This window comes from Ruegeria sp. THAF57 (assembly GCF_903914075.1).
Taxonomy (GTDB): Bacteria; Pseudomonadota; Alphaproteobacteria; order Rhodobacterales; family Rhodobacteraceae; genus Ruegeria.
This window is the reverse complement of sequence record NZ_CAIWNQ010000003.1, coordinates 99,404-122,968: the sequence shown is the minus strand read 5'-3', so window position 1 is coordinate 122,968 and position 23,565 is coordinate 99,404. Positions and strand designations below refer to the sequence as shown.

The window sequence follows — 23,565 nt, the reverse complement described above, 5'->3', positions numbered from 1 at the left end:
GACAGGCCGCCAAGGTCAAGCGCCGGCTTATTCCGCCGGGGCCGGAGTGTATTTCGACAGGATCGTTTCGTTTCCAGGCTCCGGGTGGCGTGGGATCAACAATGAAAGCGCAAGCGAGATCATGGCCATCGCAGCCGCCAGCCCGAACACGGCACCGGGCGAGACAACCCACAGCAATCCCAGAAGCGCAGGCAGAAAAACCGCCGCGATATGGTTGATCGTAAAGGCCACCGCTGCAGTGGGCGCGATGTCAGCCGGGTCTGCAATCTTTTGGAAATAGGTCTTCAACGCAAGCGCCAGAGCGAACAGAACATGGTCGATAACATAGAGGATCGCGGCCAGCACCACACCCCACCCAAACCAGTAGATTCCGCCATAGGCCGCGAAGACGATGGCGAGGCCTGCATACTCGAAAATTAGCGTGCGACGTTCGCCGAAAACCGACACTGCTTTGCCCAGCATCGGTGCGGCGGCCATGTTGATCATCAGGTTAATCAGATAAAGCCCGGTGAGTTCGTGAACTTCAAACCCGAACTTCTCAACCATCATGAAGCCTGCAAAGACAACAAAAATCTGTCGGCGGGCGCCCGCCATGAATTGCAGGGCATAATACAGCCAATAACGACGGCGCAGGATCAACTTCTTGGTTTGCGGTGTGGGTGCATCGAACTGCGGGTAAGCGAACAGACAGAACGCCGCCAACGATGCGGTTACCCCCCCAGTGACCATGAAAACCATGTTGTAGGACAGCCCGAACCGATCCCACGTCAGAACGATCAGCCCATAGACAACGGCTGTGGCCGCCGACCCCATGGCCACCAGCCAGCCCAGGATTTGCGGAGCGCGGTCCTTTGGTAGCCATTGCAGTTGTAGCGACTGGTTGACCGTTTCGTAATAATGAAACCCGATTGAGCTAAACAGCGTCACGAACAGCAACCCGCCAAGGCTGGGGAACCACGCCGTCACCGCGGTAGCGACACCCAGCATGATCAGAGAGATCATTGCCAGAACCTGCTCGCGGACGAAAATGATCACCGCGATCACCCCCACGGCCAGAAAGCCGGGGATTTCACGGACTGTATGCAGCAGTCCGATATCCGCGCCGTCGAAATCTGCCACTTCGATGACGAAGTTGTTGAGCAGCGCGCTCCACCCGTTGAACGCGATGGGCATGGTCAATGCCATCATGAACAACAGGGTTATCGGGCGGCGCCAGAACGGAAGTTTCTGCGCCTCGGATAGCGGCATGGGTTTCAGCATAGGATCGCTCTACGCCCATTTTGAGCGTTTGGCGAGAGGGCAGATGCACAACCGACCTGCACGAATGCAGAAGTCAATAAAAACTCTGGGGGTCGATGTCGACAGTGAGGCGAATATCTCCCTTCAGACGCAATGGTGCGATCCATCGGGCGATGGCATCCTGAATCGGCGCACCCTTGGGCGCCTTGACCAGAAGGCGAATGCGATGCCGCCCTCTGATGCGCGCAATGGGGGCTGGTGCAGGGCCAAAGACCTGCGCGCCTATTGCGCGCAAAGGCGCATCGTTGCGCGCCATCGCGTTTCCGATGTCAAAGACCGGCCCAACCTCGGGGCCTGACAGCACAATGCCGGCCATGCGCCCATAGGGCGGGACACCTACGGCCTGACGCCCAGCGGCCTCGGCCTTCCAGAACCCTTCCTCATCGCCCGACAGAATGGCGCGGATCACCGGGTGTTCGGGCTGGAACGTCTGCAACAGCGCCTGCCCCGGTTTATCCGCGCGCCCCGCACGTCCCGCCACCTGCCGCATCAGTTGGAATGTGCGCTCCGCCGCGCGCAGGTCGGCACCATGTAATGAGAGGTCCGCATCAATCACCCCGACCAGCGTCAGCTTCGGAAAATTGTGGCCCTTGGCCACCAATTGCGTACCGATAACGATATCGGCATCCCCTTCCGCAATCTCCTCGATCTTCGCTTTCAGCGCGCGGGCCGAGCCAAACAGGTCGGAACTGAGCATGGCGATCTTGGCCTCGGGGAAGGTCGCCTCGGCCTCTTCGGCCAGCCGTTCGATCCCGGGGCCGACCGGAGCCAGCTTGCCTTCGACCCCGCAGGACGGGCAGGTATCGGGCATCGGCTTCGTCTCGCCACATTGATGGCACATCAGGCGCTTGAGAAACCGATGTTCGACCATCCGCGCGTCGCAATGGTCACAGGCGATCTGCTCGCCACACGCGCGGCACAGCGTCACTGGCGCATAGCCTCGGCGGTTGATGAACAGCAACGACTGCTCGCCCCGTTCGATCCTCTGCCGCACCGCCTGCCGCAATGACGGAGAAATCCATGTCCCCGGCTGCATCTGCTCGGCCCGCATGTCGATGGGCTTCATCTCGGGCAGCACCGCCGATCCAAAACGCGCAGTCAAATCCACCCGTTCATACTTCCCAGCCTCGGAATTGGCCCAGCTTTCCAGCGAGGGCGTCGCGCTGGCCAGAATCACCTGCGCGCCACAGATCGACGCTCGAAGCACCGCCATATCCCGCGCGCTGTAATGCACGCCGTCTTCTTGTTTGTAGGACGTATCGTGTTCCTCATCGACGACCACCAGCCCCAGGTCTCGGAACGGCAGAAACAAGGCCGAGCGTGCGCCGACGACCAATTGCGCATCCCCCTGCCCAACCATCCGCCAAACCCGGCGACGCTCGGTCATTGTCGCGCCCGAATGCCATTCCGCCGGGCGCGCGCCAAAACGCGCCTCAACCCGCGTCAGGAATTCGGCTGTCAGAGCGATCTCGGGCAACAAGACCAGCGCCTGCCGCCCCATACGCAAAGCTTCTGCCACGGCTTCCAGATAGACCTCGGTCTTGCCCGAACCGGTCACACCCTTCAATAACGTTGTCCCGTAATCCCCGGTCTGCTGCCCGGCCTGCAACCGCGCCACCGCCGCCGCCTGATCCCCGGTCAGTTGCTTGCCCGGCAGGTCAGGGTCCAAACGCGGATAAGGCAGATCACGCGGGCTGTCCTCCTCGCGCACAGCGCCTTGCTTGACCAGCCCTTTGACGACCGAGGACGTGACCCCCGCCTGCTCGGCCAGTTCCTTCAGGGTAAAAGCCAAGCCACCGTATTCACGCAGCACCTCCAACACACGGGACCGCGCATCGGTCATGCGGTCGGGCTCTGCACTTCCCAACCGATACACCTTGCGCATCGACGGCGGATCGCCCAACCCCGGCGCGCGGGTTGCCAGCCGCAGCATCGCAGGCATCGGCGTCAGCGTATAATCGGCCACCTTGCCCAGAAACAGCCGCATCTCTTCGCGCATCGGCGCAACCTCAAGCACCCGGATCACCGATCGCGCCTTGGCCAGATCAAATCCGCCCTGCCCCGGTCCCCAGATCACACCCAGAACCTTGCGCGGGCCTAAAGGCACTTCGACAAACGCACCCAGAAAACACCCGCCCTCGGGCGCTTTGTAATCCAGCGTCCGGTCCAAGGGCTGCGTGGTCAGAACCGCCACCAGCTCACCATGGTCGAAATACTCCTGTGCGCTCACCGCATCTCCTCGGGTCGGGGGTTTCAGCATCGGTGTTATTGGGGTAAAGGCATCCGCGACCAAGGCCAACCCATCAAAGGACTGCCCTCATGAAATTCTTCGTAGACACAGCCGAGATCGACGCCATCGCCGAACTGAACGATCTGGGCATGGTGGACGGTGTGACCACCAACCCCTCGCTGATCCTGAAGTCGGGTCGCGACATTCTGGAAGTCACCAAAGAGATCTGTGATCTGGTCGACGGCCCGGTATCCGCCGAAGTTGTCGCCACCGAGGCCGACGACATGATCGCCGAAGGCCGCAAGCTGGCCAAGATTGCCCCCAACATCGCCGTCAAGGTTCCGTTGACCTGGGCCGGCCTGAAAACCTGTAAAACGCTCAGCGACGAAGGCCAGATGGTCAACGTGACCCTGTGCTTCTCGGCCAATCAGGCGCTGCTGGCCGCCAAAGCGGGCGCAACCTTCATCTCGCCCTTCATTGGCCGTCTGGACGATATCAACCTCGACGGCATGGATCTGATCGCAGACATCCGCCAGATCTATGACAACTACGGGTTTGAGACCGAAATCCTTGCTGCCTCGATCCGCACCGTGAACCACGTGACTGACAGCGCCCGCATCGGTGCCGACGTGATCACCGCGCCTCCGGGCGTGATCAAGAAGCTGGCCGATCACCCGCTGACCGACAAGGGGCTTGAAACGTTCCTTGCTGACTGGGCTAAAACCGGTCAGAAAATCCTCTGATCCTTTGCACGACCGCGCGGTGCCGACAGGCGCCGCGCCCGGCCCAACTGCCTTGGACCTGATCTTTGATCAGGACCCGGCAGACGGGAGCTTCCTCCCCCAAACATACGAAATCCGGTCACGTCGCCATTTTTCCCAAGGCAAATTCGCCAAGCCGTGTTATAACGCGGCAAAACATAAAAAACGACCGGACAGGACATGAGCAGTAACACCAAACTCAAGGACACTCTCCGCGAGGCAATTCTGGCCGAGCCTTACGCCGTGCTGGATGACAAGGACCTGATGCAGGCCCTCGTCGCCGCCAACGAGGAAGCGCGCGGAGACAACATCATCGACCTGCGCGGCATTGCCATGCAAAGGCTCGAGGCGCGACTGGACAGGCTTGAGGACACGCACAGGTCTGTCATCGCCGCAGCCTATGAGAATCTGGCAGGCACCAATCAGGTTCACCGCGCCATCCTGCGCCTTCTGGAGCCAGTGGATTTCGAGGATTTTCTCAAGGCGCTTGGCACCGAAGTCGCCGAGATATTGCGCGTTGATCGCATCACCTTGATTTTGGAAACCACCGTGGTCCAGCAAGACCCGGCAATCGAAAAGCTGGGGGGCGTTCTCACTGTCGTTGAACCCGGCTTTGTAGACAACTACCTAACCTTTGATCGCAGCGGCCCTGCCCGCGAAGTGGTCCTGCGTGAGATCATTCATCCCACGCACCGCATTTTTGGCGAACAAGCCGACCACCTGCGATCTGAGGCATGTCTAAGGCTGGATTTGGGCGAAGGCCGACTACCCGGCATGATCATCATGAGCGCCAAGGACCCAAATCATTTCTCACCACAACTGGGCACCGATCTGCTGACCTTCTTCGCCGGTGTTTTTGAACGGTCCATGCGCAACTGGCTGTCATGAGCCTGATCTCTCCGGCCTGCCGCGACGCGTTGCAGCACTGGCTGGAGGGTCTCGTGGCACTATCGGGGCGTTCAGAAAACACCCAGGCCGCCTATCGCAGCGACGTGACCGAATTCCTGTCCTTCATGACCCTGCATCATAATCAGTCTCAGGGGCTGACGGCACTGGCACTTATCAGTGTGTCGGACATGCGGGCCTGGATGGCGGATCAACGCGGCTCTGGTGTCGGCGCTCGATCTCTGGCACGAAAATTGTCGGCGGTAAAAAGCTTCTACCGTTGGCTGGCCGAGCGGGAAGGGTTCGAACCGACCGCAGTCCTGTCCACCCGCGCGCCCAAATTCACTAAGAAACTCCCGCGTCCAGTCGCCGAAGACGCTGCGCGCGCCCTGATAGAAACGGTTGACCTTCAATCGACCGATGATTGGGTCTCGGCCCGCGACGTCGCCGTAGTGACATTGCTTTATGGCTGCGGGCTGCGGATATCCGAGGCGCTTTCACTAACCGGCGCAGATGCGCCCTTGCCGCAATCCCTGCGGATCGTCGGTAAAGGCAATAAGGAACGCATCGTCCCAGTCCTGCCCGCCGCCCGCGCCGCCGTTGATCGTTACCTAACGCTCTGCCCCCATCCGCGCGCCAAAGACAAGCCGCTGTTTCGTGGCATGCGCGGCGGGGCACTGAACCCGCGCGCCATTCAGGCTGTCATGGCCAAGGCCCGCCAACAACTGGGCCTACCCGCGACCGCAACCCCTCATGCGTTGCGCCATAGCTTCGCAACCCACCTGCTGTCAGCGGGCGGCGATCTGCGGGCAATACAAGAATTGCTGGGGCACGCCTCGTTATCGACCACACAGACCTATACGGCAGTTGACACCGCCCGGTTGATGGAAGTCTACGACCGGACGCACCCCAAAGCCTGACACAAATGCAATTTCAACAAATGGGGCGTTTTGCTTTGCATCTTCTGCACGCATCGTACATGACACGCGCATGACACTCAGATTCAAAGCTCTATCCGTCCATCTGTTCACAGCAACCGGTGCCGTTTTCGCAATGTTGGCCATGTTGGCCGCCGTCGAAGAAAAATGGAGCCTGATGTATCTGTGGCTGGTGGTGTCCTTCATCGTCGATGGCATCGACGGCCCACTGGCCCGACACTACCACGTCAAGAAAAACGCCCCCGAGTTTGACGGCGTGCTGCTGGATCTGATCATCGACTACCTGACTTACGTATTCATCCCGGCCTTTGCCCTATTCAAATCCGGCCTGATGGACGGCTGGACCGGCTGGTTCGCGATCATTGTCATAACCTTTGCCAGCGCCATGTATTTTGCAGATACGCGGATGAAGACCAAGGACAATTCGTTCTCGGGGTTCCCGGGCTGCTGGAACATGTTCGTCATCGTGATCTTCGCGCTCGAACCCAATTTCTGGGTCATCCTCCTCATGGTTTCACTGCTGTCACTGGCGATGTTCCTACCGCTCAAATTCGTGCACCCCGTCAGGACCGAGCGCTGGCGCAGCGTGACCCTGCCAATGGCCTTTGCGTGGACGTTCTTTGCCGGCTGGGCCGCATGGGTAGACTTCCACCCCGAAAGCTGGGCGCACTGGGGGCTGGTCGTAACAAGCTTGTATCTGGTTTCAGCGGGCATTGCGCAGCAGGTGGTCCCGCCGCGCAGGAGTCGAGATTACAAGACTTCCTGAACCTCGAATTCAGTCCCGTTATGGGTGAACACATCGCCCTGCTGAAGCCCGGTCATTGCCAGATAAATCGGGCTTTGGGTCGAAATCCCCATATAAGTCTTGCCATCGACATCAAACCGGGTGGTTGAGACGCACACCACGAAACGACGGTTGTTGAATTTGACAACAGCGCCGGGTTGCACCGTATCCGTCACGCTGAAATCGGTATTTTCGATCACATCAATCTTGGCATGATGGGCATGCACCGGCGCGTCAAAAGCCGCGGCCAAATCCGCATTCTCTCGCGATGCCGCAATATCATCCTTGTCGTGCCCTTCGCGGTCGTCCAACTGCGAATCTTTCAGAAACGCGTCATAATGCGCCTGCGCAGTCGCAAGCTCCTGCGCTTCCAGCGACATCAGGCGGTCGATAATTGCCTTCTTGCGGGCAGCCGAGTCTGATTGAGCAGTCATGCCATTCGGTCCTTTGAATCTCTATCTGATACAAGTTGGGCCTCAAGCACCGGGATTGCAACAGAAATCCGTCCCTTAGATCAGCAAACCGGCGGCCCGTTCATGGCGCAGCAAAGCGACCTTGGTCTCAACTCCACCCTCACCTGAGAACCCACCAAGCCCGTTTGCCGCCAGCACACGATGACAGGGGATGATCACCGGAATCGGATTCGCACCGCAGGCTTGTCCAACCGGTTGCGGTGGTTGCCCCAACTCTTTCGCGATCTCGCCATAAGTTCTGGTCTCACCCAAGGGTATCGCAAACATCAGATCACAGACCTGCCGCTGGAACTCGGATCCCGCAACGCAATAGGGCAGATCAAACCGCTCCAACCGCCCTTGATCATAAGCCTTCAGTTGCGCCGCTGCCTCCTTCAGCACTGGCGTCGCCTCGCCCGCGCTTCGCCCATTCCAAACCAGACGCGTAATCGCCCCGTCCGTCTCTTCGACCCCGAGGCATCCAAATTGAGTTTCAACAGTAATCATCGGCATAACGAAATGCTGACAGCGTTTTGACAAAGGGCGCAACCCCAATCAGGTCGCGCCCCTTGCTTCTTCTGTTCAAAAATACTTCGGAGCGCGAGGCAGAGCCTCGCAAAATCCCGAAGCTTATCCCAACGCCTCGTTGCAGCGTCCGCACACGCCGTCATGCGCATGGCGCCCCACATCCGGCAGGATTTTCCAGCAGCGTTGGCACTTTTCGCCCTCGGCTTTTTCAAACACCACCGCGACCCCTTCGATCTCGGGCACGCGAAACGCCTCGGCCGGGGCTGGATCGCCGGTGACAGTCAGGCCCGAGGTGATGCACAGATCATCCACGTCGAAAGTCGCCAGCAGGTGACGAACCTCGGTGTCTTCGACATACACGATCGGCGCGGCCTCAAGGCTGGAACCGATGACTTTCTCTTGGCGCTGAACCTCCAGCGCGGCAGTCACGGCGCGGCGGACGCGGCGGATTTTGGCCATGCTGGATTCAAGATCAGCATCGCGCCAGTCGGCTGGCGTGTCAGGAAAGTCCACCAGATGAACCGAGCTGTCATCGCCCGGGAACCGCTCCAGCCAGACCTCTTCCATAGTGAAGACCAGAACCGGGGCCAACCATGTGGTCAGACGGTGGAATAGGATGTCCAGAACAGTCCGCGCAGCGCGGCGGCGCAGGTTGTCGCCGTCGCAATACAGCGCATCCTTGCGCACGTCGAAATAGAACGAGGATAGATCGACCGTGGCAAAGGTGAACACGGCACTGAACACACCCTGGAAATCGAACGCGGCATAGCCTTTGCGCACCTGTTCATCCAGATCGGCCAGACGGCTCAGCACCCAACGCTCCAGACGCGGCATATCCGCAGGGTCCACCCGGTCAGCTTCGGTGAAATCAGCCAGCGATCCCAACATAAAGCGCATCGTGTTTCGCAGGCGGCGATAGCTGTCTGCGGTGCCTTTCAGGATTTCCGGCCCAATCCGTTGGTCGGCGGTATAGTCGGTCTGAGCCACCCACAGACGCAGGATATCGGCACCATATTGCTTGATGACCTCTTCCGGCACGATGGTGTTGCCCAGCGATTTGGACATCTTGTTGCCCTTGGCATCCAGCGTGAAGCCATGGGTCACCACGTTCCGGTAAGGCGCGCGGCCCTTGGTGCCGCAGGCTTGCAACATGGACGAATGGAACCACCCGCGGTGCTGGTCGGTGCCTTCCATGTAGACATCGGCAATGCCGTCCTCGGTCCCGTCCTCACGGTCGCGCAGAACGAAAGCGTGGGTCGAGCCACTATCGAACCACACGTCCAGAACGTCGAACACCTGATCATAGTCGTCGGGGTTGGCAATGCCGTCCAGCATCTGTTCCTTGAAACCGTCGGTGTACCAGATATCCGCGCCATTTTCTTCGAACGCCGCCTTGATGCGCGCGTTCAGGTCTGCGTTGCGCAGCAGGTAATCGGCGTCGGTCGGCAGAGCGCCCTTCTTGGTGAAACACGTCAGCGGCACACCCCAGGCGCGCTGGCGTGACAGAACCCAATCCGGGCGGGCTTCGATCATGGAATACAGCCGGTTCCGACCGGTCTGAGGGGTCCACTTCACCAGCTCATCAATCGACCGCAGGGCACGTTCACGGATAGTGTCCCCCATCTCGCCCATGCCGTCGTCCAGCTTGCGATCAACAGATGCAAACCACTGCGGCGTGTTGCGATAGATGATCGGCGCCTTCGAGCGCCACGAATGCGGATAGCTGTGCTTGATCTTGCCACGCGCCAGCAGCCCGCCGACCTCGACCAGCTTGTCGATGACCGCTTTGTTCGCATCACCCTCGCCACCCTTGCGGGACAGGATGTATTTGCCACCAAAGAACGGCAGATCAGCGCGGAACGAGCCGTCGTCCATCACATTGTAAGTGATGACCTGCTCGAGCATGCCCAGATCGCGATAGAGTTCGAATTCCTCCATCCCGTGCGAGGGCGCACAGTGGACGAAACCGGTGCCTTCGGTATCGGTCACGAACTCGGCGGCGCGGAAGTCGCGGATGTCGTCCCATTCGCCGTTGCCACCCTCGGCCCCGGCCAACGGGTGCGTCAGTTGAACGCCTGCCAGCTCATCCGTGGTCACGTCACGGACGCGAGTCCACTGGTCGTCGTTCAGACGGGCACGGCCCAGCACGTCAGCGGCCAGATTGTCGGCCAGCAGGAACTTATCGCCCACATTGGCCCAGCACTCTTCGGGCGCGCCGGTGACTTCGTAGAGGCCATACGAAATGTCCTTACCATACACGACCGCCTTGTTCGACGGCATGGTCCAAGGGGTCGTGGTCCAGATTACGACAAACGCATCATCCAGATCGCCCGCATTCACGACCTTGAACTTCACCCAGATGGTGAAGCTTTCCTTGTCGTGATACTCAACCTCGGCTTCAGCCAAGGCGGTTTTCTCGATGGGCGACCACATCACGGGCTTGGATCCCTGATAGAGAGTGCCGTTCATCAGGAACTTCATGAACTCATCGGCGATCACGGCCTCGGCGTGATAGTCCATGGTGATATAGGGATCGGCCCAGTTGCCGGTGATGCCAAGACGCTTGAACTCGTCCCGCTGGATGTCGATCCAGCCTTCGGCGAACTTGCGACATTCCTGACGGAAGTCGACGACGTTCACCTCGTCCTTGTTCTTGCCCTTCTTGCGGTACTGTTCCTCGATCTTCCACTCGATCGGCAGGCCGTGGCAGTCCCAGCCGGGCACGTAACGCGCGTCGAAACCCATCATCTGATGGGACCGCACGATCATATCCTTGATGGTCTTGTTCAGCGCGTGACCGATATGCAGGTGGCCGTTCGCATAGGGGGGGCCGTCGTGCAGGGTAAAGGGCGTGCGGCCCTGTTTTTCACGCAGGCGGTCGTAGACGCCGATTTTCTCCCACCGGTCCAACCATGCGGGTTCGCGTTTCGGCAATCCGGCGCGCATGGGGAAATCGGTTTTGGGCAGGTTCAGCGTATCTTTGTAATCAGGTGTTTCGGCGCACATTGGGGGCGTCCTTTGGATGATCTGGTCGTGTGGATCGAAGCGGTCGGTGCGAAGTCTCAAACACCTTTGCCCGGCGTCTCAGGATATCAGAGCGCCGGGGATATAATTCGAATAATGATGGCCATCCGGTCATACATGGCCGCGCTTATAGGACGCCCGCTTCGGATGGTCCAGAGGTTCCGCCGCCTGCGGCGAATGGCGCGGGTTCCATTACCTGTCGATGCACAAGCTCCCCTTATGGGTGGAACAACGACCCCACCAGATACGCGATCAACGCGGCCGCACCACCAATCAACAGCGTTTCCATCCCTGACCGCCACCAAGGGGCCAGCGACCATCGGCTTTTCAACGCGCCTATCGCGAAGAACACACCCATCGTCATCCAGACAGACACCGTGAACGCGTTCTCGACCGACAGCAAAAACGGCAAGAGCGGAATCATCCCCGCAACCAAAAAGGCCATGAACGTGGCCATCGCAGCCTTGAATGGGTTTGGATCAACGGTTCCGAGGCCATATTCGCCCTCGATCATTAGGTTTATCCAGTTTTCGTGGTTGTCCGTGATCGCATCGGTCGCCTCGTCCAGCACGCGCCCGGACAAGCCTTTCTGGGCAAGAATTTCACGGACTTCCTGACGTTCTCCGTCGGGGTAAAGGTCAATATGACGCTCTTCGATGGCCCGAATACGGCGGATGTTATCCAGTTCAGCCTTGGTGCCAGAATAATTGCCTGCTGCCATGGAAAACCCGTCGGCCAGAACATTGGCCAATCCCAGAACAACAATGACAAACGGTGACAAACCCGCCCCAGCCACGCCGGCAATGATCGCAAATGTCGTGACCGAACCGTCAATACCGCCATAGACAACATCACGCAGCACGCCGCGGCCCGGAGGGGCATTGATCCTCTCGGAAATTTCCTGCTGGCTGTGTCCGTGCTCGGTCATGGCTGGCTCCGGCGCTTTTATGCGGACCAGCAGACAGGAAATCTTTGCGTTAGGTCAAGTCTTGGAGAACAACCCTGTCAAAGCCCGTTTTATCATAGTGCGCGTCGACGGTTTATGACGGTCCGAGAACGGCAAAGGACGGCAGACATCCATTGCGGCAACACCGACACGGGCGCTCAGGGCTCCGTTCACCAACCCTTCGCCAAATCGGCGGGACAGTTTGCTAAGAACCGAGCCACCCAAAACCGGCTCTAGCAGATCGTCGCCCACGGCCACGGCGCCAGTGGCCACCAAATGCACGAATACGGCTCGTGTCAGCCGCCACCCTCCCAGAAACCCGGAACGTCCGCCATAGATTTCAGCAATGCGCCGGATCATCCGAAGCGACGCTGCTAGCGCCGTCACAACGTCCGCCAAGGCCAGCGGGACCAGAGCTGTCACGGTTGCGACCTGACGCGCCGCCGCCTCGACCTCGCGGCTGACGGCGGCATCCAGCGGGGCAAGCAGTTCATCTTCGACCAGCTCAAACAAGCCCGAAGCGTCGAATTGCTCGGCCATACGTTCGTTCAATCGGTCTCGCCCCCATTTCGTATCGTCGCGGCCTTTGTAGAAATTGATCAGTTTTTGGGTAACGTCGCGGGCCTTTTTCAAGTCTTCATCAGCCAGCGCCTCGTCAGCGGCCCGGCGCAGGCCGTCGATACGAGACAACCGCCCAATCGCGGCCAGCTCGCGCAGGGCAACAAGCAGCGCGACCAGAGCCAGCGCACCAAACAGCCCGGTTACGATCCATCCCAGAACAGGCGCGCGTAGCATCAGTGAAGTGACAAAATCCCACGCAGCTATGGAAACGACGGCACCAACTGCTGCCGTAGCCAGCCCCCAAAACCACCGGGACAAGACCGAGGGCTTTCTGGCCGCCAACCTGGCCGCCGTTTGCATGGCCTGCCCCTGCATTGGCGCGACATCAGGCACCGGCGGCGCAGCGGACACGTCAACCGTGGGCTCTTCGGCATCGAGATCGAAAACAACGGGACCTTTAGCCATCAACAGCCTCGCTTCTCTTCCAGACGTATTTGATGTCCGGCAAGTGTTCGTCGTTGCCCGCTCCGTCGCTTCGAGCGACTTCGGAAAACCCGTTGCTTTCATAAAATCGGCAGGCCCGGTGGTTTGACTGAAACGCGAACAGGGACAGTTCTGACCGCATGGACTTGGCGTGGTCCAGCAGGCGCTGCCCGATGCCGCGCCCGCGGGCCTTGGGTGCAAGATACAGGGAATGAACTTCGCATTGGTTCAAAGCCAGAAAACCTACGACGCTGTCATCGGTTTCCGCCACAGTCACCCAGTCCTGATCAATCATCCGGCCACAAAAGGCTATTGTCTCAGCGCGCGAGTGCAATTCCGGCATCCAGTCATGCTCAAGAGCGAAACCGTGCAGAATTTCACCGGTCGCCCCGGCGTCTGTACTGCGGGCTGGGCGAAGGATCACGATCATAGGCGGTCTCCTATCAGGAACTGCGCCGCCCGGTCCAACCGGATATGGGGTGGGCCGTCGCCCGGCCGCAATGTCAGTTGGGCTGGCTCAAACGCCATGAAACCATAGTCGGCGTCCAGCCATGCGCCTGCCCCGTCGCGGGCCGGCCCCAACAGGCGGGCAGGGTCTTCGGGCAATTCACCGGGATAGAAAGCCGCGTGCTTGCCATCAGGCAAAGTGCCGCGCACGCAAGGAAGGTCTGCCCCCTGATGGGGCCGGATTTCTTCGGTTGTCGCGCGCAGCGCCGCCAGTGACAAGGCTGCCGTTTGCGCTCCAGCAAAGTTCGCCCGGTCGCGGGCGTCGCGCGTTAAGGCCTCCATGATATTGGTCAGGCGGGGGTGCTGCAGATGATGCAGGTGATCGGCCTTGGTCGCGGCAAAAAGGATACGCTCGACCCGTTTTCCCAAAAGCAGTTGGCTCAACCACGCATTGCGGCCCGGTCTGAACGCCGACAGGATATCGGCCATGGCACGGCGCATATCTTCGACCGCCTGCGGCCCCTTGTGGATAGCGCCCAGCGTGTCGACCAACACGACCTGTCGGTCAATTCGGGAAAAATGGTCGCGAAAGAACGGCTTCACGACCTGAGATTTATAGGCCGCGTACCGGCGCGCCATCTCGTAATGTAGACTGCGCCGATGGGGTTTTCCCTCGACCGGTACAGGCGCAAAGGTCAGAACCGGAGAACCCGACAAATCACCGGGCAACAGGAAGCGCCCGGGCGTGCAGTCATAGTATCCTGCATCCCGCGCCGCGTTCAGGTAATCCGAAAACGCTTTGGCCAACGATAGCGCGGTGGGCTCGTCGTGATCCGCTCCGGGCTCTGCCGCCTTAGCCAACGCCAGAAACGCGTCAGCCTCGGCGCGCCCTGCGATGCGGTTCAATGTCTCGGTCGACCACTCCTCATAAGACTTGTCCAACAGGGCCAGGTCCAAAAGCCACTCGCCCGGATAGTCAACGATATCCAGATGAACAGTTCGTGGCCCTTGCAGCCCCGACAAAAGACCAGCGGGGCGCACCTTGAACGACAAGCGCAGTTCCGACACGGCACGGGTGCTGTCCGGCCAATGTGGTTGCGGTCCGGTCAGGGCCGCCAGATGGTTTTCATAGTCGAACCGGGGCACTGTGTCGTCGGGCTGCGGCTGAAGATAGGCGGCGTTGATCCGCCCCTCGCGCTGGGCCACCAGACCAGTCATGCGGCCACGGTCCTGCAAATTGGAAACAAGCGAGGTGATGAACACCGTTTTGCCAGATCGCGCCAGTCCTGTAACGCCCAGACGTATGACCGGCTCGAACAGGGCTTCGGACACGCTGTCGCCGACAGTTTCAAACCCACGCACCAGACTGTCTGACAGGGAAGAGATGACCAAATTGTCGCCCCGCTGTTTTCGTTTCTTTCAAAATAGGCAGCGCGGACCTGACATACCAGCGCTTTCCCACCCTTGCCCGTTGCGTTGCAGGACGTTACCTGCAGCTCATGCCCAGATACGCACTGAAAGTCGAATACCAAGGAGAGCCGTTCGCCGGGTGGCAACGGCAGAAAGAGCTGCCTTCCGTTCAGGGCGCCATCGAACAGGCGTTGTCGCGTATCCAGCCCGGCGCGCATACGATTGCCGCAGCCGGTCGGACGGATGCCGGGGTGCACGCGCTGGGACAGGTTGCCCATTGCGACATGGCTAAAGAATGGGACCCATTCCGCCTGTCAGAGGCGTTGAATTATCATCTGAAACCGCAGCCTGTTGCGATCGTGAAAGCCGCACGGGTCGAGGATGACTGGCACGCCCGGTTTTCCGCCGTGGAGCGTCAGTACCTGTTTCGCATCCTGATGCGCCGTGCGCCCGCGACCCATGACGCCGGGCAGGTCTGGCAGATCAACCACAGGCTGGATGTGGACGCCATGCAAGCAGGCGCAGATACACTGATCGGACGACATGACTTTACGACATTCCGATCCTCGATCTGTCAGGCTGCCAGTCCGATCAAAACTCTGGACGAATTGCGCGTTGAACAGGTTCAGGGCTTTTCCGGCCCCGAAATCCACTTTCACGTCCGCGCCCGGTCTTTCCTGCACAATCAGGTGCGCAGCTTTGTCGGCACGCTGGAACGTGTTGGTTCGGGGGCTTGGACGCCCGAAGATGTGCGCGCCGCGCTGCAGGCGGCTGACCGTGCGGCTTGTGGCCCGGTGTGCCCTCCGCAGGGGCTCTATCTGGCGCGGGTCGGTTATCCCCAGCCAGTTTTTGATAGGGTCAGATAGCGCGCAGCAACAGCCCGCTGGCAATCACTGCAATCATCAGCCCAGCGACCAGTTCGATGGTCGGGGCCAACACTTGCGCGAACCGCGTTGCCGAGGCCGAGGCAAGCAAACCACCGCGTAGTCCCAAAGAGGTCCAACCGACCAAAGTCGTGACCATCGCCGTCCCCAGTGCCATTGCAAACGCACCCGCAATCCCCACCATCGCGATACCCATCTGCCACGTCAGGATCAGCACAAACAACGCGCCGGTGCAGGGGCGCGCCGCGATGCCGGCGATTAGGATCAACGCCTCGCGTAAGCTACCGACATTGGCAACTTCCTCGGCGGTGGGGCCGTGGCGGTGGCCACAATCCGAACAGACTTCGCCTTCATGGTGATGATGGTCGTGATGGTGGTCGCCATGGTCGTGATGATGGTGATCGTGATGGGCTGTATGGGACTTGTGCCGCCTTGCAAAGCTCCGCAAGGCTCGGAAAACCAGCCACAGCCCAATTGCCGCAATGGCGCCATAGCTTATAGGTGCCATGACCTGTTCGGTCGTCCCCACAAGATTTTCCCGTGACATCTGGAACACCAGAACACCCGCATAGACAAGCACGATCGCGGTTACAGCCTGTCCCAAGCTGGACAAAACGCTGATTGCTGACAAGCGCCAGAACGCAACGCGGCGCCCCAAGCCGTACCCCCCGATCAACACCTTGCCATGCCCCGGACCGATGGCATGGAAAAAACCATAGGCGAAACAAACGGTCAGCAATGTCGCAACGGCCTCGGGCTGCTCGGCTCGGGCGGCCCTTAAAGAGCGAGCGATCTGGTTCTGGAAAGCGCGCTGTTCACCAGCCGCCCAAGCCGCAAGCTGATCGAACCCCCCGCTGCCCCAGAACCAAAGCAGCAATCCAATGGCCAGAGCGACCGGTACAATCAGGTATTTGGACATGAAATACGGATCTCGGTCGCAAAGTTTTCACCGACAAGCGGGATATCATTTTCCTCAAGGTCATAGTCGGCGTCCAATGTGCGCAAGAACGCCTGCATCTGGGCCAACTGCCCGTCAATATCCGGCTCAATCCGGTCAATCTGGCATGAAAGCGGGCCGGAAACGGTAACGGGTCGCGTTACTTCGTAAGCGGTGTAATAGGTTTCATCAAAGGCTTTCGCCGTCAGGTTCGCCGACGGTGCCGCCGCATCCTCGACCGCCCTCAGATGAGATGTGACGATGCGACCATCTTCGGTCGTGGCAGACGCCTCTGCCGGGCCGGACAGGGCAACTGGCTTCCCATCCGCCCAAACCAAAAGATCGCCGTTGTATCCTTCGACCCATTGCGCATCGAACCCTGCAAGAAAACCTTCTTCGGCTGGGGTCAGTATGCCATCCGCGTCCTGATCCAGCTTCATGTCTTCAAGGATCAGAAGCGAATAGAATTCATCATAGGCCCATGTGACGCGGACATGTGTCAGGTTTCCGGTTTCATCCACGATGAACTCTAACCCCGTGTCGATAAAGACATGCGGGTGAGTCAGGGCCGGAATCGGGGCGCAACAGGCCAATAGGGTCAATAACCAACGCATGCTCGAAAGATAGGATGACCATCTGCGCCCGGCAATGCGTTTCGTAGCATGAGCGCGGTTTTCGGCCATCAATCAGGACTGCGGGAACAGAACCAGCGTCTGCAACGCCGCACCGACCGGACCTTCGGTGTCATAAAGCACCGCCTGAGACATACCGATTCCAGACGGCTGCCAGTGGCAAATTGAATCGGACGCCAGCCAATCCGATACCGGTTCGCGGTGAATCTGCACGGTCAGGTCCGTGTTCATAAACCCCATTTCAGTCGTGGGCGCATTCCACGACAAGCCGTTGGCGCAATCGGCCAAAGGGCACAGCGCCTGAATCGGCGACTGAACCTCATCGGACAACAAGGACGGCGCGCGCATCCAAATCGCCTTTGGCCCGGGTCCAAAACTGACGCCCTTGGGATACAGAATCTCAGTGTGGTTGGCAAAACCGCCAAGGTTGTGACGTGTCTCGCCTATCGGGAAAGGGCCGATTACCGCATCTTCAAGTTGGGGCGGTGGCACAGCTACATTTGGAACAGGCCCAAGATTTCGACGAACCAGGTGCATGGTCGTTGCTGTGGCACAAAGCGTGTCGTCCAAATCATGCACGGTGACCCGGGTCGTTGCCATCGTCTTGGTATGGCGCGTGGTTTCCGCCGCCACGCGCAGCCCCGCCAAGGGCATCGGGCGCAGCATGTCGATGGTCAAGCGGGTCAGCATCTTTTCCGGCCCAACTTCGGTTTCAGCGGCCCGCGCAACAAGGCCCGTGACTGGCCCGGCATGACAATGATCTGGCGACCAGGGCCCGCGCGCGGCTTCGTTGCCGACAAATGCCCCATCTGAACGAATGTGAAAAAACGACTGCTGGCTAAGATCAGGGTTGCCGCTCATGCTCTTGTTAATACCTATTCCCCATAGCAATTCTCAGGCCGGTCCGTGCGGCCTGACATCTGTGTATCGCATACGGCCCACCAGCCAAGCACTGAGTTTGCACAAAGTGTGAAGAAAATTTCCGCTCGAACCCCGAGACCAGTCTTTACGTTCCCTAAGAGAAAGACTTAGCTGCCGGCACACTGTCCGGTTGGTGGTCAGAAAGCCACCACATCCGGAGCGAAACATACGGAGCGCAAAATGGCCTTGCTGATCGAAACAGGACTGTCCGACTGGATGAGTGATGGCGACATAGTTCGTGAAATTAAGCGTTTGCGCCCCGGTATGGACGTCAGGACGCCAGACACCATCGGCGACCCCTCCGACATAACGATGATTGCCGTCGTCGGCCTGAACGACACCCACCCAACGCAACTTCCCAATCTGAAACTCGTTCAGAAACTGGGTGCAGGGGTTGAGACGATTATCAGTAATCCCAACCTGCCTGACCACGTTCGGGTGGCGCGCCTGAAACCGGATGCCCCGGCACAGGGCATTGCCGAGTGGTTCGTGACCTACATCCTGCATCGCCAAAGAAACGTTTCTTTCTACGAGGCAGCCCAGCGCAAGGCGGAGTGGCTGCCCAAGGCACCGGGCTATACACCCGAGAAAACTGTCGGGGTACTGGGTTTGGGACATATCGGTGCACGCAGCGCCCTGATGCTGCGTGCGATTGGGTTCAACGTCATGGGCTGGAGCAGATCACCCAAACAACTTGACGGGGTGACCTGCGTGCACGGGGACACAGCCTTGCCCGACCTATTGGGCCAATGCGACCATGTCTGCGCGATCCTGCCGTCGACCCCGCAGACCATCGGATTGTTCGATGCCGAAATGCTGGCGGCCATGAAGCCGGGCAGTCAACTGCTGAATGCTGGACGCGGAGATCTGATTGACGAAACGGCGCTGATCTCTGCTTTGGACAAGGGCGCATTGGGGCACGCCGTTCTTGATGTCACATCCACTGAACCGCTGCCGCCGCAAAGCCCGCTCTGGGCCCATCCTAACGTGATGATCACCCCGCATGTTTCAGGTTGGCATCTGGGCGAGGCCCTTGGGGATGTGGCTGAAAACTATCAGCGTCTGACCGACGGACAGCCCCTGCTGCATGAAGTGGACCGCGCGCGGGGGTACTGAGGTCAGATCAGGGGGTCAGAATCCAGGCGCCACCGGCGTCCTGACATCTGCGGGTTCTGACCTCGCGCACCTGCTCGGTGCCTTCAGGCTGGATCAAGTGTTGGAAATGCACGCAATTGTCCCGCACATCGCGCACACGAATGGTTCCCTTTGATCCCGAATCCTGACTGGTCCAATTGCGTTCTGTACCGACCGGAGGCGCGCCATTTTCCAGCATCGAATCCGCTGTCGCGTTCACCACGTTGAAGTCTGCTGGGCTTAGCCCCATTTCAGCAATGATTCTCGACAAAGGCTTGGCGTGACTACCCGTTCCAAAACCCACCATAGCTGCAAAAACAAATGCCGTGACCGCCAGAGGTTTCATGAATACCTCGCCTTTCAAAAATGACTTCGTCATTCAGACTATACCGCCTGCAATAGGCGGCCAAGTCCCCTTGCGACCTTCAAATAAATCCGAACAAACCTATCGCAACTCTGCCGCTAGAGGCGAAAGTGCAATCCCAGCATAGTGCCCGAAACACGAGTTAGAGGCACGAAATGGCACAGCCAACATACTATGCGCCAACCGGGGGTCACCCGGGGCAGGATCAGCTTTTGACTGACCGCGCCATGTTCACCGACGCATATGCCGTGATCCCCAAGGGCACGATGCGGGATATCGTAACCAGCAATTTGCCGTTCTGGGAAAACACCCGCCTTTGGGTTCTATCCCGCCCCCTCAGCGGATTTGCCGAGACGTTCTCACAGTACATCATGGAAGTTCAGCCCGGCGGCGGCAGCGATCATCCCGAGACCGACGCGAACGCACAAGGTGTTCTGTTCGTGGTCGAAGGGGCCGTGACGTTGACCTTGGACGGGGCTGTCCACGTCCTTGAGACCGGCGGGTACGCCTACATTCCGGCCGGATCAGACTGGACCCTGCACAACCGCGCCGATGAAACCGCGCGTTTTCACTGGGTTCGCAAAGCCTACGAAGCTGTCTCCGGCCTGCCAGCCCCCGACCCGATCATCACGAACGAGCGCGACGTCGCGCCGATCCCCATGCCCGGAACCGACGGGCGCTGGGCGACCACCCGGTTCGCGGACCCTCAGGACTTGCGCCATGACATGCACGTCAACATCGTGACGTTCGAACCCGGCGGCGTCATCCCGTTTGCCGAGACACACGTTATGGAACATGGCCTGTATGTATTAGAGGGCAAAGCCGTCTACCGGTTAAATCAGGACTGGGTCGAGGTCGAGGCGGGCGATTATATGTGGCTGCGCGCCTTCTGCCCTCAGGCCTGTTACGCCGGTGGGCCGGGCAAATTCCGCTATCTGCTTTACAAGGACGTAAACCGGCACATGCCCCTGTCGTTAACCAAGCGTTGACGGCAAATCGGCTTTTTGCCGCGCAGGGCTTCACAGAAGCGCTTGAATCTGGTGAAATAACACCTGTTTTTAGCACTGGAGATTGTTCAATGGTACTGCGCGGATCAATGCTGGCACTGGCGGCAACAGTTGGCCTGACTGCTTTTCAGGCAACCCCTGTTGTAGCCAAGGAAGAAACCAAACAGGTTTTCGTCATGAGCCGCACTTGGGCGGTGACGCAGGTATCGGATGCACCGGTCGTGTATCGCGCGACGCGGGACAACAACAATCTGAATCCCTTTGGCCCGCCGCCGCGCCTGCGGACGCTTCAGGCCGCCACCGCGATTCAGCAGGCCACGGGATGCAGACCAATTGTTGGCAGCATGTATCAAAACATCTCGGGGCAGTTCTTCTCGCAAGTCAGCTGCAACTGACCCTGGCCCCAAACGGGCATTGAGGTCAGCGCAACGCGCTGCCATAGCTTGCGCATGAAACTCGCGATTAACGGATTCGGTCGGATCGGCCGCACGATCCTGCGGCAGCTTCTGGCACAGCCGCAGGACAACGACGTTGAGCTGGTGCTGATCAACGATATCGCACCGCTTGAGACCTGCGCTTATCTGTTCAAATACGACAGCACGTTTGGCCCCTACACCGGCACGGTCGCGCAAGGTGATGCAGAGCTGATGGTAGACGGACGCGCAATCCCGGTCACGCATAGTTCGGACTTGTCGCAGGTGGACCTGACCGGCGTTGATGTCCTTATGGACTGCACCGGAGTTGCCAGAACGTCGGATGTGGCCAGCCAGGGCCTGACCGCCGGGGCCAGCAAGGTGCTAATCTCTGGCCCATCCCCCGCAACCGAAATCACGATTGTTCTAGGCGCGAACGAAGATCAACTGGGTGCCGCGCGGATCGTTTCAAACGCATCCTGCACGACCAACGGGCTTGCGCCCTTGGTCAAGGTTCTGGATCAAATCGGGGGCGTGGCCTCGGCGCATATGACCACCATCCACTGCTATACCAACAGCCAGCCGATGGTCGACGCGCCGCGCGGCGATCTGGCCCGTTCTCGCGCGGGGGCGATGTCAATGGTGCCGACCACCACAAGTGCCACCCATCTGATTGATGAGGTTCTGCCCCACCTCGCAGGTCGCATTTCCGGTGCCGCTGTTCGGGTTCCGACAGCCAGTGTTTCAGCGGTTGATCTGGTTGTGACACTGGAACGAGGTATGACGCCCAAGGCGTTCGATGCGGAATTACGCATGGCGGTGTCATCCTCGCCAGTATTGGGCTGGACGGACGAACCGTTGGTCTCGTCCGACCTGCGCACGCGCCCCGAGTCTCTGGTTATCGCAGGCCCCGAAACACGCCAGATCGGAGAGCGTCAGGTTCGCGTTTTCGGATGGTACGATAACGAATGGGGCTTTTCAGCCCGGATGCTGGACGTGGCACGGTTAATGGCCCGAGGGTAAGCGGACCGCAGAACACTGCGATCCGCTTTCTTTTGATTATTCGCCCGGCAGGCTGCCCGACCCATGCCCGGACATCCCGCCCGAGACTTCTTCGGTCGCCTCATCTGCCAGTTCGTGCGGCAGGATCAGGTTCAGAACGATAGCGATCAGTGCCGCAGGCAACAGGCCGCTTTTCATCAGGATGCCCAACGTGTCAGGCAGGTGCTGAACCGCGTTGGGCTCAAGCTGTAAACCAAACCCGATCGACAACGAGATCGCAAAGATCACCATGTTGCGCCGGTTCCAGTCTACATCTGACAGCATCGAAACACCGGCTGCGACGACCATCCCGAACATGACGATCACACCACCGCCCAGCACTTCGATGGGAACGGTACGGATGATCGCCCCGACCTTGGGAACAAGACCGCACAGGATCAGGAACAGCGCGCCAATCGTAACCACGTTGCGGCTCATGACTCCGGTCATGGCAATCAGCCCGACATTCTGGCTGAAGGAGGTATTTGGCAAGCCACCAAATACACCAGCCAAGGCTGACCCGAAACCGTCCGCATAGGTTGCCCCGGCGATTTCCTTGTCAGTGGCTTCGCGCCCTGCCCCACCCTTGGTTACGCCGGACACATCGCCCACGGTTTCAATCGCCGACACAAAGGCCATCAGGCAGAAACCGATGATCGCCGCGAACGAGAACTCGAACCCGTATTTGAACGGCACCGGCAACGCAAAGGAAGCCGCGCGATCCCAACTTGTGCCAATCGCTTCGAACGTGATCATTCCAACCATCAGGGCGTACCCATAGCCAGCAACAAGGCCAATCAAGACTGCCGAGACTGACAGCATCCCGCGCGTGAAGAACTTTAGCGCCAGCGTAACGATGATCACGACCAGAGCCGCCGACCAGTTCAGGGCCGACCCATATTCAGGCGTCCCGATGGCCGGAACACCTCCTGCGGCGTATTGAATGCCGACCTTGACCAATGCCAGACCGATCATTGTGACCACCAGCCCGGTCACCAGAGGCGGCAGCGCAAAGCGGATTTTTCCGATCACAGTCCCCAGCAAAGCATGGAACAAACCGCCGACGATCACCCCGCCGAACAAGGCCGCTAAACCATCGACGCCTTTACCCGCGACCAGCGGAATCATGATGGGCAGAAAGGCAAAACTAGTGCCTTGCACGATGGGCAAAGCGGCACCGACCGGCCCAAGCGTTACTGTCTGCAACAAGGTGGCGACACCCGCGAACAGCATCGACATCTGGATCAGGTACAACAATTCAGGAAAGTCCGGTGAGTTGGACCCAAATCCGAACCCAGCTGCCCCTGCCACGATGATCGCAGGGGTGACGTTGGATACGAACATCGCCAAGACGTGCTGGATGCCCAGCGGAACCGCCTTATGCAAAGCCGGAGTATAGTTCGGGTCCCGAAGCTGTTCGGGGGCCCCTATGGAAGTGTCAGCCATGAGTTACTGTCCTCTCTGTCAGGTTCACGGGGGTCTTG

At 59.4% G+C, this 23,565-nt stretch carries 23 protein-coding genes; 9 read left to right on the top strand and 14 right to left on the bottom strand.

The annotated features are described in order from the left end of the window. Positions 1 to 27 precede the first annotated feature (27 nt). The gene (locus tag RUESEDTHA_RS08495) at positions 28 to 1,260 is read right to left on the bottom strand and encodes an MFS transporter (protein WP_180886166.1); all 1,233 of its coding nucleotides are present in this window, start codon (positions 1,258 to 1,260) and stop codon (positions 28 to 30) included. 73 nt (positions 1,261 to 1,333) lie between these two features. After that, positions 1,334 to 3,559 (bottom strand): primosomal protein N', encoded by a 2,226-nt coding sequence (locus RUESEDTHA_RS08490; RefSeq protein WP_180886164.1) that lies wholly within the window; start codon positions 3,557 to 3,559, stop codon positions 1,334 to 1,336. A 59-nt stretch (positions 3,560 to 3,618) separates the two neighbouring features. Between RUESEDTHA_RS08490 and fsa the strand changes: the two genes are divergently transcribed. The 4 genes from fsa to RUESEDTHA_RS08470 all read left to right on the top strand — a co-directional run bounded on the left by fsa (position 3,619) and on the right by RUESEDTHA_RS08470 (position 6,879). Continuing rightward, entirely contained in the window at positions 3,619 to 4,272 is a 654-nt protein-coding gene (fsa, locus tag RUESEDTHA_RS08485; protein ID WP_170332816.1) for a fructose-6-phosphate aldolase, read from the top strand. A gap of 198 nt (positions 4,273 to 4,470) precedes the next feature. Then, positions 4,471 to 5,178, top strand: coding sequence for a DUF484 family protein (locus tag RUESEDTHA_RS08480; RefSeq protein ID WP_171121823.1), 708 nt, complete (start codon positions 4,471 to 4,473; stop codon positions 5,176 to 5,178). After that, the gene (locus RUESEDTHA_RS08475; RefSeq protein ID WP_180886162.1) at positions 5,175 to 6,095 is read left to right on the top strand and encodes a tyrosine recombinase XerC; all 921 of its coding nucleotides are present in this window, start codon (positions 5,175 to 5,177) and stop codon (positions 6,093 to 6,095) included. The genes RUESEDTHA_RS08480 and RUESEDTHA_RS08475 overlap by 4 nt, the downstream gene beginning before the upstream one ends. Before the next feature lie 70 nt (positions 6,096 to 6,165). Beyond that, entirely contained in the window at positions 6,166 to 6,879 is a 714-nt protein-coding gene (locus RUESEDTHA_RS08470) for a phosphatidylcholine/phosphatidylserine synthase (RefSeq protein WP_180886160.1), read from the top strand. Here RUESEDTHA_RS08470 and RUESEDTHA_RS08465 read toward each other — a convergent pair. The 7 genes from RUESEDTHA_RS08465 to RUESEDTHA_RS08435 form a co-directional block, all read right to left on the bottom strand. Next, positions 6,864 to 7,331, bottom strand: a complete 468-nt coding sequence (locus tag RUESEDTHA_RS08465; RefSeq protein WP_170386204.1) for a hypothetical protein — start codon at positions 7,329 to 7,331, stop codon at positions 6,864 to 6,866. The genes RUESEDTHA_RS08470 and RUESEDTHA_RS08465 overlap by 16 nt on opposite strands. Before the next feature lie 75 nt (positions 7,332 to 7,406). After that, a complete protein-coding gene (locus tag RUESEDTHA_RS08460; protein ID WP_180886158.1) occupies positions 7,407 to 7,862 on the bottom strand; it encodes a methylated-DNA--[protein]-cysteine S-methyltransferase in 456 nt (151 codons plus the stop codon). A 117-nt stretch (positions 7,863 to 7,979) separates the two neighbouring features. Further along, positions 7,980 to 10,883 (bottom strand): isoleucine--tRNA ligase, encoded by a 2,904-nt coding sequence (gene ileS, locus RUESEDTHA_RS08455; RefSeq protein ID WP_180886156.1) that lies wholly within the window; start codon positions 10,881 to 10,883, stop codon positions 7,980 to 7,982. 235 nt (positions 10,884 to 11,118) lie between these two features. After that, complete coding sequence (locus tag RUESEDTHA_RS08450; RefSeq protein ID WP_180886154.1) at positions 11,119 to 11,829, bottom strand: VIT1/CCC1 transporter family protein; 711 nt, start codon at positions 11,827 to 11,829, stop codon at positions 11,119 to 11,121. A gap of 54 nt (positions 11,830 to 11,883) precedes the next feature. Beyond that, positions 11,884 to 12,873 (bottom strand): YcjF family protein, encoded by a 990-nt coding sequence (locus tag RUESEDTHA_RS08445; protein WP_180886152.1) that lies wholly within the window; start codon positions 12,871 to 12,873, stop codon positions 11,884 to 11,886. Continuing rightward, positions 12,866 to 13,321 (bottom strand): GNAT family N-acetyltransferase, encoded by a 456-nt coding sequence (locus RUESEDTHA_RS08440; protein WP_180886150.1) that lies wholly within the window; start codon positions 13,319 to 13,321, stop codon positions 12,866 to 12,868. Before RUESEDTHA_RS08440 ends, RUESEDTHA_RS08445 begins: the two co-directional genes overlap by 8 nt. Continuing rightward, positions 13,318 to 14,730 (bottom strand): YcjX family protein, encoded by a 1,413-nt coding sequence (locus RUESEDTHA_RS08435; RefSeq protein WP_180886148.1) that lies wholly within the window; start codon positions 14,728 to 14,730, stop codon positions 13,318 to 13,320. Before RUESEDTHA_RS08435 ends, RUESEDTHA_RS08440 begins: the two co-directional genes overlap by 4 nt. A gap of 107 nt (positions 14,731 to 14,837) precedes the next feature. On the opposite strand from RUESEDTHA_RS08435, the gene truA reads away from it, so the two are divergent. Beyond that, the gene (gene truA, locus RUESEDTHA_RS08430) at positions 14,838 to 15,614 is read left to right on the top strand and encodes a tRNA pseudouridine(38-40) synthase TruA (RefSeq protein ID WP_180886145.1); all 777 of its coding nucleotides are present in this window, start codon (positions 14,838 to 14,840) and stop codon (positions 15,612 to 15,614) included. On the opposite strand, the gene RUESEDTHA_RS08425 is transcribed toward truA, so the two are convergent. The 3 genes from RUESEDTHA_RS08425 to RUESEDTHA_RS08415 form a co-directional block, all read right to left on the bottom strand. After that, positions 15,607 to 16,551, bottom strand: coding sequence for a nickel/cobalt transporter (locus RUESEDTHA_RS08425; protein WP_180886143.1), 945 nt, complete (start codon positions 16,549 to 16,551; stop codon positions 15,607 to 15,609). The genes truA and RUESEDTHA_RS08425 overlap by 8 nt on opposite strands. After that, the gene (locus tag RUESEDTHA_RS08420) at positions 16,536 to 17,183 is read right to left on the bottom strand and encodes a DUF1007 family protein (protein ID WP_180886141.1); all 648 of its coding nucleotides are present in this window, start codon (positions 17,181 to 17,183) and stop codon (positions 16,536 to 16,538) included. Before RUESEDTHA_RS08420 ends, RUESEDTHA_RS08425 begins: the two co-directional genes overlap by 16 nt. A 72-nt stretch (positions 17,184 to 17,255) precedes the next feature. Continuing rightward, a complete protein-coding gene (locus tag RUESEDTHA_RS08415) occupies positions 17,256 to 18,062 on the bottom strand; it encodes a thioesterase family protein (protein ID WP_180886139.1) in 807 nt (268 codons plus the stop codon). Positions 18,063 to 18,302: 240 nt separating this feature from the next. Between RUESEDTHA_RS08415 and RUESEDTHA_RS08410 the strand changes: the two genes are divergently transcribed. Continuing rightward, a complete protein-coding gene (locus tag RUESEDTHA_RS08410; RefSeq protein WP_180886137.1) occupies positions 18,303 to 19,238 on the top strand; it encodes a glyoxylate/hydroxypyruvate reductase A in 936 nt (311 codons plus the stop codon). A 7-nt stretch (positions 19,239 to 19,245) separates the two neighbouring features. Here the strand turns inward: RUESEDTHA_RS08410 and RUESEDTHA_RS08405 are convergent, their stop codons facing one another. Continuing rightward, a complete protein-coding gene (locus RUESEDTHA_RS08405; RefSeq protein WP_171125921.1) occupies positions 19,246 to 19,602 on the bottom strand; it encodes a hypothetical protein in 357 nt (118 codons plus the stop codon). 173 nt (positions 19,603 to 19,775) lie between these two features. Between RUESEDTHA_RS08405 and RUESEDTHA_RS08400 the strand changes: the two genes are divergently transcribed. The 3 genes from RUESEDTHA_RS08400 (at position 19,776) to RUESEDTHA_RS08390 (ending at position 22,063) form a co-directional block, all read left to right on the top strand. Further along, a complete protein-coding gene (locus RUESEDTHA_RS08400) occupies positions 19,776 to 20,609 on the top strand; it encodes a bifunctional allantoicase/(S)-ureidoglycine aminohydrolase (protein ID WP_180886134.1) in 834 nt (277 codons plus the stop codon). A gap of 89 nt (positions 20,610 to 20,698) precedes the next feature. Then, on the top strand, positions 20,699 to 21,022 hold the full coding sequence (locus tag RUESEDTHA_RS08395) for a hypothetical protein (protein WP_171121807.1): 324 nt from the start codon (positions 20,699 to 20,701) through the stop codon (positions 21,020 to 21,022). 54 nt (positions 21,023 to 21,076) lie between these two features. Then, a complete protein-coding gene (locus tag RUESEDTHA_RS08390) occupies positions 21,077 to 22,063 on the top strand; it encodes a type I glyceraldehyde-3-phosphate dehydrogenase (protein ID WP_180886131.1) in 987 nt (328 codons plus the stop codon). Positions 22,064 to 22,099: 36 nt separating this feature from the next. On the opposite strand, the gene RUESEDTHA_RS08385 is transcribed toward RUESEDTHA_RS08390, so the two are convergent. Then, positions 22,100 to 23,527: a nucleobase:cation symporter-2 family protein gene (locus RUESEDTHA_RS08385; protein WP_180886129.1), complete on the bottom strand. Its 1,428-nt coding sequence runs from the start codon at positions 23,525 to 23,527 to the stop codon at positions 22,100 to 22,102. Positions 23,528 to 23,565: the final 38 nt, after the last annotated feature.